Raw genomic sequence first — 539 nt, forward strand, 5'->3', positions numbered from 1 at the left:
CTCGACCGGCACGACCTCGAGGCCGAGCTGGGCGGCCAGGGCGCGGGTGCGCGCGGCGAGGGCGTCCGGCGTGGCGTGGAGCGCGTCGGCCACGGGGGTGGACGGGCTGCGCAGGGTGGCCTCGAGCGCGGCGGCGGTGAGCTTGTCGATGCGCAGGGCGCGGGCCAACGGGTGACGACGCAGGCGCTGGACGAGCGCGACATCGCCCAGGACGAGGCCGGCCTGCGGACCGCCGAGGAGCTTGTCGCCGCTCGCCGTCACGAGGTGGGCGCCGGCGGCCAGGGCGGTGGTGAGGTCGGGCTCGGTGGGCAGGGCGGGGTCGGGGGCGAGCAGGCCGCTGCCGACGTCGTGCACCACCGGGACGCCCAGGGTGGCGAGCTCGCCGGCATCGACGCCGGAGGTGAAGCCCTCCACGCGGAAGTTGGACGGGTGCACCTTGAGGATGCAGCCCGTGTCCGGGGTGACGGCCTCGGCGTAGTCGCGCAGGTGGGTGCGGTTGGTGGTGCCGACCTCACGGAGGCGGGCGCCGGTGCTGGCGA

1 protein-coding gene is annotated in these 539 nt (G+C 76.8%); it reads right to left on the minus strand.

Going from position 1 to position 539, the window contains the following annotated elements; all coding sequences use genetic code 11:
- A partial coding sequence (locus tag HMPREF3099_RS09920; RefSeq protein ID WP_371327533.1) for an aminotransferase class V-fold PLP-dependent enzyme occupies positions 1–539 on the minus strand: 539 nt, incomplete at both ends.

Origin of the sequence: Kytococcus sp. HMSC28H12, from assembly GCF_001816045.1 — a bacterium.
Taxonomy (GTDB): Bacteria; Actinomycetota; Actinomycetes; order Actinomycetales; family Dermatophilaceae; genus Kytococcus; species Kytococcus schroeteri.